General features: G+C 69.2%; 13 protein-coding genes. 10 read left to right on the top strand and 3 right to left on the bottom strand.

The window, feature by feature from the left end; genetic code table 11:
- Window positions 1–48: 48 nt before the first annotated feature.
- Window positions 49–1,737 carry an ABC-F family ATP-binding cassette domain-containing protein gene (locus tag PKE84_RS02820; protein WP_271175670.1) on the top strand — a complete coding sequence of 563 codons (1,689 nt, stop codon included), beginning with the start codon at window positions 49–51 and terminating at the stop codon, window positions 1,735–1,737.
- Between the two features lie 34 nt (window positions 1,738–1,771).
- Here the strand turns inward: PKE84_RS02820 and PKE84_RS02815 are convergent, their stop codons facing one another.
- Window positions 1,772–2,920: a MalY/PatB family protein gene (locus PKE84_RS02815; protein ID WP_271175669.1), complete on the bottom strand. Its 1,149-nt coding sequence runs from the start codon at window positions 2,918–2,920 to the stop codon at window positions 1,772–1,774.
- Window positions 2,921–2,990: 70 nt separating this feature from the next.
- On the opposite strand from PKE84_RS02815, the gene PKE84_RS02810 reads away from it, so the two are divergent.
- From PKE84_RS02810 to guaA, 7 genes are all read left to right on the top strand, one after another.
- Window positions 2,991–4,109, top strand: a complete 1,119-nt coding sequence (locus tag PKE84_RS02810) for a GuaB3 family IMP dehydrogenase-related protein (protein ID WP_271175766.1) — start codon at window positions 2,991–2,993, stop codon at window positions 4,107–4,109.
- 34 nt (window positions 4,110–4,143) lie between these two features.
- Window positions 4,144–6,054, top strand: a complete 1,911-nt coding sequence (locus PKE84_RS02805) for a glycerol-3-phosphate dehydrogenase/oxidase (RefSeq protein ID WP_271175668.1) — start codon at window positions 4,144–4,146, stop codon at window positions 6,052–6,054.
- Between the two features lie 100 nt (window positions 6,055–6,154).
- Window positions 6,155–6,685 carry a cation:proton antiporter regulatory subunit gene (locus tag PKE84_RS02800; RefSeq protein WP_343880490.1) on the top strand — a complete coding sequence of 177 codons (531 nt, stop codon included), beginning with the start codon at window positions 6,155–6,157 and terminating at the stop codon, window positions 6,683–6,685.
- 3 nt (window positions 6,686–6,688) lie between these two features.
- Complete coding sequence (locus tag PKE84_RS02795) at window positions 6,689–8,047, top strand: cation:proton antiporter (protein WP_271175666.1); 1,359 nt, start codon at window positions 6,689–6,691, stop codon at window positions 8,045–8,047.
- A gap of 45 nt (window positions 8,048–8,092) precedes the next feature.
- On the top strand, window positions 8,093–8,884 hold the full coding sequence (locus PKE84_RS02790; protein ID WP_271175665.1) for an SURF1 family protein: 792 nt from the start codon (window positions 8,093–8,095) through the stop codon (window positions 8,882–8,884).
- A 4-nt stretch (window positions 8,885–8,888) separates the two neighbouring features.
- Window positions 8,889–9,338 carry a DUF3817 domain-containing protein gene (locus PKE84_RS02785; RefSeq protein WP_271175664.1) on the top strand — a complete coding sequence of 150 codons (450 nt, stop codon included), beginning with the start codon at window positions 8,889–8,891 and terminating at the stop codon, window positions 9,336–9,338.
- A 25-nt stretch (window positions 9,339–9,363) separates the two neighbouring features.
- Window positions 9,364–10,947, top strand: coding sequence for a glutamine-hydrolyzing GMP synthase (gene guaA / locus PKE84_RS02780; RefSeq protein WP_271175765.1), 1,584 nt, complete (start codon window positions 9,364–9,366; stop codon window positions 10,945–10,947).
- A gap of 257 nt (window positions 10,948–11,204) precedes the next feature.
- Here the strand turns inward: guaA and PKE84_RS02775 are convergent, their stop codons facing one another.
- Together PKE84_RS02775 and PKE84_RS02770 are read right to left on the bottom strand one after the other, a co-directional pair.
- Window positions 11,205–12,005, bottom strand: a complete 801-nt coding sequence (locus PKE84_RS02775) for a Bax inhibitor-1/YccA family protein (protein ID WP_271175663.1) — start codon at window positions 12,003–12,005, stop codon at window positions 11,205–11,207.
- 44 nt (window positions 12,006–12,049) lie between these two features.
- Window positions 12,050–12,601: a hypothetical protein gene (locus PKE84_RS02770; protein WP_271175662.1), complete on the bottom strand. Its 552-nt coding sequence runs from the start codon at window positions 12,599–12,601 to the stop codon at window positions 12,050–12,052.
- A 63-nt stretch (window positions 12,602–12,664) separates the two neighbouring features.
- On the opposite strand from PKE84_RS02770, the gene PKE84_RS02765 reads away from it, so the two are divergent.
- Together PKE84_RS02765 and PKE84_RS02760 are read left to right on the top strand one after the other, a co-directional pair.
- Window positions 12,665–13,723, top strand: a complete 1,059-nt coding sequence (locus tag PKE84_RS02765) for a glycerophosphodiester phosphodiesterase family protein (RefSeq protein WP_271175661.1) — start codon at window positions 12,665–12,667, stop codon at window positions 13,721–13,723.
- An 80-nt stretch (window positions 13,724–13,803) separates the two neighbouring features.
- On the top strand, window positions 13,804–16,326 hold the full coding sequence (locus tag PKE84_RS02760; protein ID WP_271175660.1) for an ATP-dependent helicase: 2,523 nt from the start codon (window positions 13,804–13,806) through the stop codon (window positions 16,324–16,326).
- Window positions 16,327–16,406: the final 80 nt, after the last annotated feature.

Raw genomic sequence — 16,406 nt, 5'->3', positions numbered from 1 at the left:
CGACGCGGGCGCCCCGCACCAGGGCTCGCACCGAATGAAAGCACTCCCGTGGGATACATCGACGTCGCCGGAATCGGCTATTCACTCGCCGACGGCCGTCCGCTGCTCGACGACGTCTCGTTCCGCGTGGGGGAGGGCAGCGTATCGGCGCTCATCGGCGCGAACGGGGCGGGCAAGTCGACGCTGCTGCGCATCATCCGGGGCGAGCTGAAGGCCGACACCGGCAGCATCGGGATCGACGGCGGCCTCGGGGTGATGGACCAGTTCGTCGGGCATGTGCGCGACGACCGTACGGTGCGCGACCTCCTCGTGTCGGTCGCGCCGCGCGCCGTGCGCGCGGCGGCGGAGGCGCTGACTGCGGCCGAGGAGGCCATCATCGAGCGCGACGAGACCGACACCCAGCTCCGCTACGCGTCGGCCCTTGCCGACTACGCGGATGCGGGCGGCTACGAGCAGGAGGTCGTCTGGGACCACTGCACGATGGCCGCCCTCGGCATCCCGTTCGAGCGCGCCCAGTACCGGGGCCTCCGGTCGCTGTCGGGAGGCGAGCAGAAGCGTCTCGTGCTCGAGGCGTTGCTGCGAGGGCCGGAGCAGGTGCTGCTGCTCGACGAGCCGGACAACTATCTGGATGTGCCGGCGAAGCGCTGGCTCGAGGAACAGCTGCGTGCGACCCAGAAGACCGTGCTGCTGGTCTCGCACGACCGGGAACTGCTGGCGAACGCCGCCGACCGGATCGTGACACTCGAACTCGGCGCGGCCGGCAACACCACCTGGACCCACGGCGGCGGCTTCGCCGGCTACCACCAGGCGCGCGACGACCGGATGGCCAGGCTCGAGGAGCTGCGCCGGCGCTGGGACGAGGAGCACGCGAAGCTGAAGGCCCTCGTGCTGCGGCTGTGGGAGAAGGCGAAGTACAACAGTGATGTCGCACCTGCGTACCGCGCCGCTCAGACGCGACTGGCGAAGTTCGAGGAGGCCGGTCCTCCGCAGCTGCGCCCGCGCGAGCAGGAGGTGACGATGCGCCTCACCGGTTCGCGGACGGGTCGTCGCGTCGTCGAGTGCTTCGATCTGGAACTCACCGGGCTGATGCGCGCATTCAGTGCGGAGATCTGGTTCGGCGAGCGGGTGGCCGTGCTCGGGTCGAACGGGTCGGGCAAGTCGCACTTCCTTCGGCTCCTCGCCGCGGGCGGCACCGATCCGGATCCGGCGGCCGGGCACCTCGCCTCGGCGGAGCAGTCGGGCCCTCCCGTCGCGCACTCGGGCGTCGCGAAGCTCGGCGCGCGCGTGGTGCCGGGGCTGTTCGCGCAGGCGCACGAGCATCCGGAGCTGGTGGGCCGCACCCTGCTGGAGATCCTGCACCGCGGCGACGACTTCCGTTCGGGGATGCCCAGGGACGCGGCCAGCCGGGTGCTCGACCGCTACGGGCTCGCCGCCTCGAGCGAGCAGACGTTCGAGTCGCTCTCGGGCGGCCAGCAGGCGCGGCTACAGATCCTGCTGCTCGAGCTGTCGGGCGCGACGCTGTTGCTGCTCGACGAGCCGACGGACAACCTCGACCTCGTCTCCGCCGAGGCGCTGGAGGAGGGTCTGCGCGGGTTCGAGGGCACGGTGATCGCCGTGACGCACGACCGCTGGTTCGCGCGCGGGTTCGACCGCTACCTGGTGTTCGGCGCCGACGGGGGCGTGTACGAGTCGGATGAGCCGGTGTGGGACGAGGCGAGGGTGGCCCGGGTGCGGTGAGGCCCGGGAGATCCGGGCAGGCTGGCGGGTCCGGTCAGGGCCGCACCGAGGCGAGCCGGAGCACGGCCTCCGTGAGCACCGACGGGGAGCAGGCGAAGTTCAGCCGGGCGAACCCGGCGCCCTCGCGCCCGAAGTCGGGACCGGGCACGAGCGCGACCCGCGCCTCGTCGAGCGCCAGCCCTGCCGGTTCGACACCCCAGTCGAGCGGGCGGAAGTCGAGCCACGCCAGGTAGCTCGCCCGTGGCTCGCGGTAGCGTACCTCGGGCAGGTACTGCGTGAGCAACTGGGTGAGGAGCGCCCGATTCGCCTCCACCGCGGCGAGCATCCCGCCCAGGCACGCACGCGAATCGCGGTACGCCGCTTCGGTGGCGATCCTCCCGAAGAGGCTGGTGCGCTCCTCGACTTCGAACGGCAGCGTCGCGAGCACGCCGGCCATCCGGTCGCTCGCGGCGACGAACATCGCGCACTTGAGGCCGGCGAGGTTCCACGCCTTGCTCGCGGAGTGGGCGGCGATGCCGTGCTCGCGCGCGGCGTCCGACACGGAGAGGAACGGGGTGAACGTCGCGTCGGAGTGCGTGAGCGGCGCGTGCACCTCGTCGCTGACGACCACGGCGTCGTAACGGGCCGCCAGCTCGGCGACCGCGGCCAGTTCGCCGGCGCTGTGCACGAGCCCGAGCGGGTTGTGGGGGTTGCAGAGCAGGAAGGCGCGGGCGCCCGACGCGAAGGCGCGCTCGATGCCGTCGAGGTCGAGCGACCAGCCCGAGGCCGGGTCGACCGAGAGCGGCACCTCCTCGACGACGCCGCCCGCCTCGGTCACCATGCCGAAGAAGGGCGGATAGACCGGTGGGGTGATGATGACGCGGTCGCCGGGGGCGATCACCAGTCGCAGCGACTCGACGATCACCGAGCTGACGTCGGTCGTCGTGGTGACACGCGCGGGATCGACGTCCCACCCCCACGAGTTCCTGGCGAAATCGGCGAACGCCCGCTTGGCCGAGTCGTCGGGCCCGATGTATCCGGTGTCGGAGCGGCGCACGGCGGCGATCAGCGCCTCGGCGATGGGTTCCGCCAGGGGATAGTCCATCTCTGCGACGAACAGCGGGAGCACGTCATCCGGATACGCGCGCCACTTCTCGCTCGTCCTGGTGCGCAGTTTCTCGAGGGAGTCGGCTTCGATCGTCATGGTTCCACTCTGCCCGGCTCCGCCCGACGGCGCATCCTCGACGCCCTCGCCATAGACTGAACGGGTGAGTATGGAGATTGAGATCGGGCGCGCCAAGCGCGCTCGCCGCGTGTACGCCTTCGACGACATTGCGGTGGTGCCGAGCCGGCGCACCCGTGACCCCGAGGATGTCTCGGTCTCGTGGTCGATCGACGCGTACCAGTTCTCCATCCCGTTCCTCGCGGCCCCGATGGACTCGGTGGTCTCGCCGACCACCGCGATCATGATGGGCCAGCTGGGCGGTCTGGGCGTTCTCGACCTCGAGGGCGTGTGGACGCGGTACGAGGACCCGGAGCCGCTGCTCGCGGAGATCCGCCAGCTTCCGGCCGCCAAGGCGACCTCGCGCATGCAGGAGATCTACTCCGAGCCGATCAAGCCGGAACTCGTCACGAGCCGTCTCGCGGAGATCCGCGAGGCCGGCGTCACAGTCGCCGGCGCCTTGTCGCCGCAGCGCACCCAGGAACTGTACGAGACCGTGGTGGCGGCGGGCGTCGACCTGTTCGTGATCCGCGGCACGACGGTGTCGGCCGAGCACGTGTCGAAGAACGTCGAACCCCTGAACCTCAAGAAGTTCATCTACGAGCTCGACGTGCCGGTCATCGTCGGCGGGGCGGCCACCTACACGGCCGCGCTGCACCTGATGCGCACCGGCGCGGCCGGGGTCCTCGTCGGCTTCGGCGGTGGCGCCGCCTCCACGACGCGCTCGACCCTCGGCATCCACGCGCCGATGGCTACGGCCGTCGCCGACGTCGCCGGCGCACGCCGCGACTACATGGACGAGTCCGGCGGCCGCTACGTGCACGTCATCGCGGACGGCGGGCTCGGCAGCTCGGGCGACATCGTCAAGGCGATCGCCTGCGGCGCCGACGCGGTGATGCTCGGCTCCACGCTCGCCCGCGCCACCGACGCCCCCGGCGGCGGCTGGCACTGGGGTGCGGAGGCGCACCACGCGCAGCTGCCCCGCGGCAACCGGGTCGAGGTGGGCCAGGTCGCCCCGCTCGAGGAGATCCTCTACGGCCCGGCACCCGTCGCCGAGGGAACGGCCAACCTGGTCGGCGCACTGCGTCGCTCGATGGCCACCACCGGCTACTCCGACCTGAAGGAGTTCCAGCGCGTCGAAGTCGTCGTCGCGCCGTACAACGCGCACTGAACATCGGCCGATGGCGGCCGAGAGGGAGAGAACGATGGTCACGACCAGATCCACCTCACAGCCGGCTGTGTCGTCCACGTCACGGCTCGGCCCGGCCGAACGTGCGGACGCGATAGCGGCACTGAAGGACACCGAGCTCGACATCCTCGTGGTCGGCGGCGGCATCGTCGGAACGGGCAGCGCGCTCGATGCGGTGACCCGCGGGCTCTCGGTCGGCCTCATCGAGGCGCGCGATTTCGCATCCGGCACCTCGAGCCGGTCCTCGAAGCTCGTGCACGGCGGCATCCGCTACCTCGAGCAGCTCGACTTCCGGCTGGTGCGTGAGGCCCTGATCGAACGCGGGCTGCTGCTGCAGCGCATCGCGCCGCACCTCGTGAAGCCCGTGCGGTTCCTCTACCCGCTCAAGAAGCGCGTCATCGAGCGTGCCTATGTGGGCGCCGGCATGATGCTCTACGACATCTTCTCGTACACCGGACTGCGTCCCCCGGGCGTCCCGCACCACCGCCACCTGTCCAAGCGGCAGGTGATGCGCTCGATCCCGAGCCTGGCGAGCGACGCCCTGGTCGGCGGCATCACGTACTATGACGCGCAGGTCGACGACGCCCGGTACGTGGCGAACCTCGCGCGCACGGCCGCGCACTACGGGGCGAACGTGGCGAGCCGAGTGCGCGCGGAAGGCTTCATCAAGGTCGGCCAGCGCGTGGTCGGCGTGCAGGCGCACGACCTCGAGACCGACGAGCGGTTCGAGATCCGCGCGAAGCAGGTCGTCAACGCCACCGGCGTTTGGACGGACGACACGCAGGCGATGGTGGGGGAACGCGGCCAGTTCAAGGTGCGCGCCTCGAAAGGCATCCACCTCGTCGTGCCGCGCGACCGGTTCCAGTCGAAGATGGGCCTGCTGCTGCGCACCGAGAAGAGCGTGCTCTTCGTCATCCCGTGGGGCCGTCACTGGCTGATCGGCACGACGGACACCGACTGGCACCTCGACAAGGCCCACCCGGCGGCGACGGCGGCGGACATCGACTATCTGCTCGCGCACGTGAACTCGGTGCTCGCCATCCCGTTGACCAGGGAGGACGTCGAAGGCGTCTACGCCGGCCTGCGCCCGCTGCTCGCCGGTGAGTCGGAGCAGACCTCGAAGCTCTCCCGCGAGCACCTCGTCGCGCATTCGGTGCCCGGCCTGGTGGTGATCGCGGGCGGCAAGTGGACCACCTACCGGATCATGGCGAAGGACGCGATCGACGCGGCCGTGGACGCGCTCGACGGCAAGATCGCCAAGAGCACGACGGAGGAGATCGCGCTGGTCGGGGCCGAGGGGTACCAGGCCGCCTGGAACCGCCGCAACCGCATCGCCGACGAGAGCGGCCTGCACGTGGTGAGGATCGAGCACCTCCTCAACCGTTACGGCACGCTGGCCGAAGACATCCTGGAGCTGATCCGCGACGACCCGTCGCTCGCCGAGCCTCTGCCGGGCGCCGACGACTACGTCGGGGCCGAGGTGGTCTACGCGGCGTCGAACGAGGGCGCGCTGCACCTCGAGGACGTACTCGCCCGCCGCACCCGCATCTCGATCGAGGCGTGGGACCGCGGGGTCTCCGCCGCACCGGTCGCCGCTCGTCTGATGGCCGGCGTGCTCGGCTGGGACAAGGGCAGGGAGGACCGCGAGGTGCAGACCTACCTCAAGCGCGTCGCGGCCGAACGTGCGAGCCAGCTGCAGCCCGACGACGAGTCGGCCGACCGCATCCGGCTGGAGGCGCCCGACATCGTCGACGTCGATGCGGCGGCGGCGAAGGCGGCCAAGACGGCCCGCGCGTCGAACCGGGCCAGGGCGACGCGCAAGCCGGCGACGTCTGCAGCGCCGGCCGCGCCCGCTGCACCGGATGCGCCTGCAGCCCCGGATGCCCCGGATGCGCCTGCCGGAGACGGAGCGCCCGCCGCCGAGTGACGCGGGGCGCCGCCCGTCCGTACACCACCAACCCCGGAGCCGCCTTCAGGCGGCTCCGGTACGATTGACGTACTGCCCCCAAAACCTCTGGAGACGGAACATGGTTGACGTTCGACGGGTCAAGCTACCCGGAGTCGGGGTGCTGCATACGTTCGTGACCGACGACGGTGGAAAGGTCGGTGTCATCGCGCACCGGTCGGGTCACAGCGACCTGATCACCTTCTCCGATCACGAAGACGGCGCCGACGTGACCAAGGTGTCGCTGCGCCTGAACGAAGACGAAGCGCACACCCTCGCCGAGCTGCTCGGCGGCACGCAGATCACCGAGTCGCTCACGGCTCTCGACCAGATCCCCGGTCTCAGCATCGACTGGTTCACGGTCGACTACGACGACTACATCGCCGGCCAGCCCCTCGGTGCACCCGCCGATCGCGGCCTCGTCGGCCTCACGGTCGTCGCGGTCGTGCGCGGTGACTCCGCGAATCCCGCGCCGGCCCCCGACTTCAAGGTCTTCCCCGGCGACACGCTGGTCGTCGCCGGCTCCCCGGAGAAAGTCGCGAAGGCGTTCTCCTTCTTCCGCACAGGCGAGCTTCCCGCTCGCGTGACCGCAGACGCGCCGCCCGGGGGATAAGCAATGCATCTCGGCGAAGACCTCATCGTTCTCGGCGTCCTCCTGCTCGTGGCCTACGTGCTCGGGCGCCTCGGCAAGCTGGTGGGTCTCCCCGCGATACCCATCTACATGCTCGTCGGCTTGCTCGCGAGTCCCCACACCGGATGGTTCCCGCTCAACTTCGAATCGCACTACATCGAACTGATCGCGATCTTCGGGCTGATCCTGCTCCTGTTCAATCTGGGGCTCGAGTTCGACCAGGACGAGTTCTTCGGCAACTTCGGCAAGCTGATCATCTCCGGCGGCTCCTACATCGTCGTCAACATGGGCGTCGGCCTGATCTTCGGCTTCATGGTCGGCTGGGGCACCCGCGAGGCCCTGATCATCGCCGGCATGACGGCCACGTCGTCGAGCGCGATCGTCACCAAGCTGCTGATCGAGCTGAAACGCCTGGCGAACACCGAGACGCCGATGATCCTGGGCGTCACGGTGGTCGAGGACATCTTCATCGCGATCTACCTCGCGATCGTCTCGGTGGTGCTCAGCGGCGAGACGGACTTCTGGCCGATCGTCGCCAAGCTCGCGATCGCCTTCACCTTCCTGGTGGTGATGTTCACCATCGCGCGCTGGGGAGGACGGTTCGTCTCGCGGCTCTTCCGCACCAAGGACGACGAGCTCTTCACCATCCTGTTCTTCGGCTTCGCCGTGTTGTTCGCCGGCATCGGCGAGGTGCTGGGCGTGACCGACGCGATCGGGGCGTTCCTCATCGGTCTGGTGCTCGGCGCGACGAAGTACCACAAGAAGATCGAGCAGATCGCGATCCCGCTGCGCGACGTCTTCGCGGCCTTCTTCTTCCTCAACTTCGGCCTCGCGCTGAATCCGGCGCAGTTCCCGCAGGTCGTGGTGCCGGTGCTGCTCGCCGTGCTGCTCACGATCGTGCTCAACATCGGCGCCGGGCAGTTCGTCGCCTGGATCAACGGGCTCGGCGTGCAAGCGGGCATCAACACCACGGTCATCCTGCAGAACCGCGGCGAGTTCGCGCTGATCCTCGCGACGCTGTCGCTCAGCGCCGGACTCGACGAGCGCATCCAGCCGTTCGCGGGCCTCTACGTGCTGATCATGGCGGTGCTCGGCCCGGTGCTCGCAGCAAACTCCGAGAAGATCGGTGGGATGATTCTGCGGACCGGTCGATCCGGAAAGCGCCCCACGAAGGGCGCTGCGAAGCGCGACCCCATGCTCGACGAGGAGATCGCGCTGGTCGAGGCGGCGACAGCCGACCTCGATCCCGACGCGCGGTCCGACGACACGAAGAGCGCCATCGACCGTGTGGTCGAGCAGGCCATGCAGCAGCAGGACACCACCGGGGACCGAAAGCGGGACTGAACCATTAGCGAGACCACCGGAGACAGCGAGACGACGCTGTTCCAGATGATGCTGCGCCCACGCTGGATCGGCGCGCTGCTGCTGGCGCTCGCGCTGGCGGCCGGATTCGCGGCCCTCGGCCAGTGGCAGCTGGAACGGGCGGTGGAGTCGGGCAAGGTCATCGACGCGCCGAGCGAGTCGGTGCTCCCGCTCGCCTCCGTGGCGAAGCCGGACGGCCCGATCACCGACGAGGCGACCGGCCAGCTGGTGACGGTGACCGGATCGTTCGTCCCTGGCGACTACCAGCTGCTCGACGGCCGACTCAACAAGGGCACGGCAGGATGGTGGGTGGTCGCGCACGTGACGGTGGACGATGCCGCATCCGGGCATCCGGTCGCTCTAGCCGTCGCCCGGGGTTGGGCGGCCGACAAGGCCGCGGCCGAGTCGGTCATGGCGCGGCTCGCGAACGAGCAGCCGAGCCAGCAGACGATCGTGGGCCGGCTGCTGCCGACGGAGGCGCCGGAGGTGCCCGCCGATAAGAGCGACCCGACGCGGATGCGCACCATGTCGGTGGCGGCGCTGTACAACCTGTGGACCGGCGTCGACGGGGTCGACGTCTACTCGGCGTACGTCGTCGAGCGCACCCCGCCGCAGGGGCTGGTGAAGATCGATTCGCCGCCGCCCATCCAGGAGAGCACGCTCAACTGGCTCAACATCTTCTACGCGGCCGAGTGGATCATCTTCGCCGGCTTCGCGGTCTTCTTCTGGTACCGACTGGTGAAGGACGCGAAGGAGCGCGAAGACGAGGAACGCCAGCTCGCGCGCGAATCGGCCGCTGCCGCCGAGAAAGTAGAATAGGTCCATGCCCCTCGCTCCCAAATCAGAAGACTTCCCGAAGATCCGCGGGGCGCTCCGGTTCTACCAGGTCTTCGCCTACGTCACCGGCATCATGCTGCTGCTGCTGTGCGTCGAGATGATCATCAAGTACGGCATGGGCTACCAGCTGTTCGCGTTCAGCAACTACGGCGTCTTCGCGCTCGTCGACGTGAACGAGCCCGTCGCCCCCACCGGTCTCGACCTGAGCACGGGCATCCTGATCGCGCACGGCTGGCTGTACGTCGTGTACCTCTTCTCCGACTTCCGTCTGTGGAGCCTGATGCGCTGGAACTTCGCGAAGTTCGTGGCGATCGCCCTCGGCGGCGTCGTCCCGTTCCTGTCGTTCTTCGTCGAAGCACGCATCACCAAGCAGGTGAAGTCTTATCTGGCCGGCCGGGAGGCCGAAGAAGCGACCCTCGTGGAGGCATCAAATTAGCACCGACCCCGTTTTCTCCGAGATCCTGGGAGGGGCCGACGCGGCCAACCCGTCCGGTCCTGTTCTCGTCGTCGACTTCGGCGCGCAGTACGCCCAGCTGATCGCGCGGCGCGTCCGCGAGGCGAGCGTCTACTCGGAGATCGTGCCGCACACCGTCACGGCCGCCGAGGTCGCCGCCAAGAAGCCGTCGGGCATCGTGCTCTCCGGCGGACCGTCGAGCGTCTACGAAGAGGGCGCCCCGCAGCTCGACGAGGGCATCTTCGAGCTCGGCGTCCCCGTGCTCGGCATCTGCTACGGCTTCCAGGTGATGGCGACCGCCCTCGGCGGCGAGGTCGCGCACACCGGAGCGCGCGAGTACGGCTCGACCGCCGTGCGGATCAGCGAGTCGGGGGTGTTGCTCGACGGCCAGCCCGAGGAGCAGACCGCGTGGATGAGCCACGGCGACTCCGTGTCCCGTGCTCCGGAGGGCTTCGAGGTGCTGGCCTCGACCGACTCGACGCCCGTCGCCGCGTTCGCGAACGACGAGCGCAAGCTGTACGGCGTGCAGTGGCACCCCGAGGTGAAGCACTCGGCCTACGGCCAGGCCGTGCTCGAGAACTTCCTGCACCGCGCCGCCGGCATCCCGGCCGACTGGAACAGCGGCAACGTGATCGCCGACCAGGTGGCGGCGATCCAGGCGCAGGTCGGCTCGGGTCGCGTCATCTGCGCGCTCTCCGGCGGCGTCGACTCCGCCGTGGCGGCCGCGCTGGTGCACAAGGCGGTCGGCGACCAGCTGGTCTGCGTCTTCGTCGACCACGGACTGCTCCGCAAGGACGAGCGCCGTCAGGTCGAAGAGGACTACGTGAAGGCCACCGGCGTTCGCCTCGTCACGATCGACGCCGAGAAGCAGTTCCTCGACGCGCTCGCCGGCGTGAGCGACCCCGAGACCAAGCGCAAGATCATCGGCCGCGAGTTCATCCGCACCTTCGAGCAGGCGCAGGCCGACCTGATCACCGAGGCCGCGAGCGAAGGCGACCCGATCCGCTTCCTGGTGCAGGGCACCCTCTACCCGGATGTGGTGGAGTCGGGCGGGGGCACGGGCACCGCGAACATCAAGAGCCACCACAACGTCGGCGGCCTTCCGGAAGACCTGCAGTTCGAGCTCGTCGAGCCGCTGCGGACCCTGTTCAAGGACGAGGTGCGTGCCATCGGCCGCGAGCTCGGTCTGCCCGAGGCGATCGTGGGACGCCAGCCGTTCCCCGGCCCCGGCCTGGGCATCCGGATCGTCGGCGAGGTGACGCACGAGCGCCTGGAGCTGCTCCGCGACGCCGACGCCATCGTGCGCGCCGAGCTGAGCGAGGCCGGCCTCGACGGCGAGATCTGGCAGTGCCCGGTCGTGCTGCTGGCGGATGTGCGCTCGGTGGGCGTTCAGGGCGACGGCCGCACCTACGGGCACCCGATCGTGCTGCGCCCGGTGTCGAGCGAGGACGCGATGACCGCGGACTGGACTCGTCTGCCGTACGAACTGCTCGCCAAGATCTCCAACCGCATCACGAACGAGGTCGACGGCGTCAACCGCGTCGTGCTCGACGTGACGTCGAAGCCGCCGGGAACGATCGAGTGGGAGTGACGCTCCCGTAGTGCCGGGCGACGGCGCTCTGTCACAACTCCGGAAGATCGGGGCCGAAAGGCTTCAGGCTTCCGGAGTTGTGGCGTTTCGGGCGGCGTGTCGCCCGGAGGTTCCGGAGTTGTGCGCCTGACACGGCGGGCGTGCGGGATGCGAAAGGGCCGGGGCTACGAAAGGGCCGGGACGAATCGTCGTCCCGGCCCTTTCGCGTGCGAGGTGTCGCTCGCAGGTTTGTGCTGTGCCGCGCTGGTCGCGTGTCGCTAGTTTCGCGCGATGGCGAAGATGCGCAGCAGTTCGAGGTACAGCCAGATCACGGTGAGCATGATGCCGAAAGCGCCCGCCCAGCCGACAGCACGCGGGGCGCGGTTCTTGACGCCCTGCTGGATCATGTCGAAGTCGAGCACCAGCGAGTAGGCGCACATGATGACGACGAGGACACCGATGATGAGACCGAGCGGGATGCCGAAGATCTTGACCGAGCCGCTGAGCCCCCACGGGTCGCTGTTGGCGCCGGTCCAGATGAGCACGAGGTTGATGAGGGAGAACACTACGTAGCCGATCATGGCGATCAGCCAGATCTTGGTGGCCTTGGCGGATGCGCGGATCTTGCCGCTCGCGAACAGGGCGAGGGTGACGCCGACGACCACGACCGTGCCGAGCACCGCCTGCACGACGACGCCGCTGGCGATCTCCTCGTAGAACCGCGAGATGCCGCCGATGAAGATGCCCTGAGCGCCGGCGTACGCGAGGGTCAGGCCGGCGGACGGGAGCTTCTTGCGGTTGTGGAAGATGTTGACGAAGGCCAGCACGAGGCCGACGACCATACCCGCGATCCACAGACCGGGCACGACCCAGCCGATGAGCGCACCGACGACCAGGATGCCGAAGCTGATGCCGGTCTTCTTGATGGTGTCTTCGACCGTCATGCGGTCGGTGTCTGCAGCGGTGGCCGACGGCGACGCGTACAGCTCCTGCAGCTGCTCAGCGCTCACAGTGGAGTTCATTGCGCTGGAGTTCTGGAAGGCCGGGGTCTGCGAGAAGGCCGGGTTCGAAGTAGCCATGGGTTCCTCTGCTCACGTTGTGGGTCCGGGAAGTCCGGGGTGGGTCAGTCCAATCTATCCGCTTGTTTTCTGAGAGTTCTGACAGATTGCCTTGAATCGACCAATACAGCGACCCACCGTGCCAGCCAGGCGCCCGCGATGACCACCAGGGTGCTCACCAGGATGGAGACCCAGCTCACCGAGTAATCGGTCACGGTGCGGGCGAGCACGATGCTCGACGCGATCGGCAGAACGAGCACGACGTACGACAGGAGCGGGCGCAGTCGCACGAGCAACCAGGCGGCGAGCGGTACGGCGAAGCACCACGCGAACGAGGCGCCGCCGAGCATGAGCCAGGTGAAGCCGAGCACCGGGACGACGACGGCGACGCGCCGCCCGATCCACGACGGCAGGAGTGCCCACCCTGCCGGCTGGATCAGGGAGCCGGCGAGCAGGAACGGCAGGCTGTACGCGGACGTGAGCAGGATGCAGCCGGTGCCGACCATGATGAGCACCAGCCCCGCGAGGAGCCGGGGCCGATATGCGCCCCAGTGCAGCTCCAGGCGGCTCGCGGGCTCGCTCCAGCCGGCTGCTGCGGAGGGCTCCCGGACGGACACGCGTTGATTCTGTCACCCGGATGAGCGGGCGACCAGCCCCCGACCGCGGGCTAGTATCGCTCCATGCGCGCGCATACAGGCCCCCTGATCATCGGTCATCGGGGCGCGTGCGGGTACCGCCCCGAACACACGGCGGCGGCCTACGAGCTCGCCTTCGCTCTCGGGGCGGACGCCGTGGAGCCGGACCTGGTCGCGTCGAAGGACGGCGTGCTCGTGCTGCGGCACGAGAACGAGATCTCGGGCACGACGGATGTCGCCGAGCATCCGGAGTTCGCGGCGAAGCGCACGACCAAGGAGGTCGACGGGGCGGAGGTCACCGGGTGGTTCACGGAGGATTTCACCTGGGCGGAGCTGACGACGCTGCGGGCGAAGGAGCGGCTGGGAGGCATCCGGCAGGCGAGCTCGACGTTCGACGGACGGTACCCGCTGCTGCGACTGAGCGACCTGTTCACGATCGTGGAGCGCGCGAGCGACGACGCGGCGCGACTGCTCGGGATCGTCGCCGAGCTCAAGCACGCGACGTACTTCGAGTCGATCGGCCTGCCCCTCGACGAGCTGTTCGCGAGCGAGTTGGGCGAGGCGGGCTGGTTCGACAACCCCGGGCTGGTGGTGGAGAGCTTCGAGAAGACCGTGCTGACCCGGCTGCACGGCCGCGGCTTCCGGGGCAAGCGGGTGTACCTGCTCGAAGACGAGGGAGCGCCGGCCGACCGGGTGGCGCGGCTGGGGTCGACGGCTCCGGGGTACGCGGATGACCTGACGGCACGCGGACTCTATGCGCTCGCGGCAGCGGGACCGGCCGAGCGCGTCGACGGGATCAGCGTCGAGACGGGGCAGGTGCTGGCCTCCGGATCGGTCGCGGTGGCGTTGTTCGACGACGGCGACGATGTGGGCGCGGTGACGTCGGATCTCGTGGACACGGCGCACTCCGCCGGGCTCGAGGTGTTCTGCTGGACGCTGCGGCCGGAGAACGGGCTGCTGCCGGCGGAGTTTCGGCGGGCCGAGGCTCTCGACGCCCAATGGGGCGACTGGCGCCGGTTGTTCTCGATCGTGCTCAACTCCGGGGTGGACGGCGTCTTCGTCGATCATCCGGACCTCGCGGTGGCCGTGCGCGACGGCCGGTAGCGCGGACGCGGCCGGGACGGCGCCGGTGATCCGCGCGCGGAACCCGGATGACGGTGGTGGCGGCTAAAATCGATGGAGACATGACGAGCCTCTCCAACCCCGACACCTCGAACTCCGCCACCCCCATCATTCTCGACGGCCGGCAGGGTGGTCCCTCGGGCGACGGCGGCTCCGACAGCGCGCACGAGCGGCTCTTCGCCGGTCTCAACCCGCAGCAGCGGGAGGCGGCCGAGTACCGTGGCGCGGCGCTGCTGATCGTCGCCGGCGCCGGGTCGGGCAAGACGAGCGTGCTCACGCGCCGCATCGCCGGTCTGCTCCAGAGCCGCGAGGCGTGGCCGAGCCAGATCCTCGCGATCACGTTCACCAACAAGGCGGCCGCGGAGATGCGCGAGCGCGTGCAGGCTCTCGTCGGCGACACGGCGCAGGGGATGTGGATCTCGACCTTCCACTCGGCGTGTGTGCGCATCCTGCGTCGCGAGGCCGAGACGATCGGCAAGACGCAGAGCTTCACGATCTACGACTCGGGCGACACGCGCGCCCTGCTCAAGCGCATCATCAAGGGGCTGGATGCCGACACCCTCGGCTTCACGGTCGCGGGCGCCGCCGCGCGCATCTCGAAGCTCAAGAACGAGCTCACCGACATCGAGACGTACGCCCGGTCGGCCAATCTGAGCGACCCGCAAGAGGTCATGTTCCTCGAGATCTTCCGGCAGTACACCCGGCAGCTGCGCAGCGCGAATGCCTTCGACTTCGACGACCTCATCGCGGAGACCGTCTTCCTCTTCCGTGCGTTCCCCAAGGTCGCGGCGCTCTATCAGCGGCGGTTCCGGCACATCCTGGTCGACGAGTACCAGGACACGAACCACGCGCAGTATTCGCTGATCCGCGAGCTGACCATGCCGATCGCCCCTGCGATCGCCGACGAGCTCGAGGCGCAGGGCCACCACGTCGACCGGATGCGCGACCCCCTCGGCGTCATCCCCGGCGCCTCGCTCACCGTCGTCGGCGACTCCGATCAGTCGATCTACGCGTTCCGCGGCGCCGACATCCGCAACATCGTCGAGTTCGAGCGCGACTTCCCGGGAGCGAAGGTGGTGCTGCTCGAGCAGAACTACCGGTCGACGCAGAACATCCTGAGCGCCGCGAACTCGGTGATCGCCAACAACTTCGACCGCAAAGACAAGAAGCTGTGGACGGCGGTCGGCGACGGCGACAAGATCATCGGGTTCACGGGGTACTCCGGTCACGACGAGGCGCAGTTCGTAGCCGACGAGATCGAGAAGCTCCACGCGGCGGGCATGGCCTACAGCGAGATCGCGGTCTTCTACCGCACGAACGCGCAGACGCGTGCGCTGGAGGAGATCTTCATCCGCTCGGCCCTGCCGTACCGCATCATGGGCGGCACCAAGTTCTACGAGCGCGCCGAGATCAAAGACGCGATGGCCTACCTCACGGCGGTGGCGAATCCCGACGACGCCCTCGCACTGCGGCGCATCCTGAACACGCCCAAGCGCGGCATCGGCCCTGCCACCGAAACCCAGCTGGGCAGTTACGCCGACGACAACGGCGTGAGCTTCCGCCAGGCGATGCGCGACGCGGGCTCGCTCGGGCTCGGCCCGAAGGTGACGGCCGCGATCCTGCAGCTCGCCGGTCTCCTCGACACGGCGACGGAAATGGTCGACCCTGCCAACCCGGCGGGTGCATCGCCGGTGGCCGACGTGCTCACCTACCTGCTCGACGAGAGCGGGTACCTCGACGCGCTCCGCAACAGCCGCGACCCGCAAGACGAGGCGCGCGCCGAGAACGTCGACGAGCTCGTCGCGGTGACCCGCGAGTTCGCGCGCAACAATCCGGATGGCGGGCTGATCGACTTCCTCACCGAGGTGTCGCTGGTCGCGGCCGCCGACGAGATCGACGACTCGAGCGGAACGGTCTCGCTGATGACCCTGCACACCGCGAAGGGGCTCGAGTACGACGCGGTGTTCCTCACGGGCATCGAGGAAGACCTGCTGCCGCACCGGATGTCGGCGAACGAGCCGGGCGGGCCGGCCGAGGAACGGCGTCTGTTCTATGTCGGCATCACGCGGGCGAAGAAGCGTCTCTTCCTGTCGCTCGCGATGACCAGGGCGCAGTTCGGGGAGACGGCGGTGGCGATGCCCAGCCGGTACCTGCAGGAGATCCCCGCCGATCTGATCGACTGGAAGCAGTCCCCGGGCACGGCGAACGGCCGCGGCGGTTCGCAGTCGCGGGCGCTCAATGCGCGACGTCCGGGCCTCGGCAGCGGGAGCGGCTCGTCGGGCTCCGGTTCGTCGGGCTCCGGCTCGCGCTGGAACGATAGTCCGGGCTCGGGCGGGTACGGCGCGGGTGGCGGACGTGCGCCCGACCGGCCGAAGGCGGAATGGCCGAACCGGGTCACCGGGCAGGTGCGCGACAACGGCGACCTGGAGCTCGTGGCGGGCGACCGCATCCGGCACAGCGACTTCGGCGACGGCCGGGTCACCGCGGTGACCGGCGAGGGCGCGAAGCGCGTGGCACACGTGCAGTTCGAGAAGGTGGGCGCGAAGAAGCTCCTCATCAAGATCGCCCCCATCGAAAAGCTGTGATGGCCTCCGCGCCGGACGGCGGAACGGGCGCTGAGTCGCACGGTGGGCGGGCGCGACCGACGGAACGGCGTTCGGTGCCT

Origin of the sequence: Leifsonia poae (assembly GCF_027921845.1) — a bacterium.
In the GTDB taxonomy this organism is placed as follows: Bacteria; Actinomycetota; Actinomycetes; order Actinomycetales; family Microbacteriaceae; genus Leifsonia; species Leifsonia poae.
This window is presented reverse-complemented; position numbering and strand designations above follow the sequence as displayed.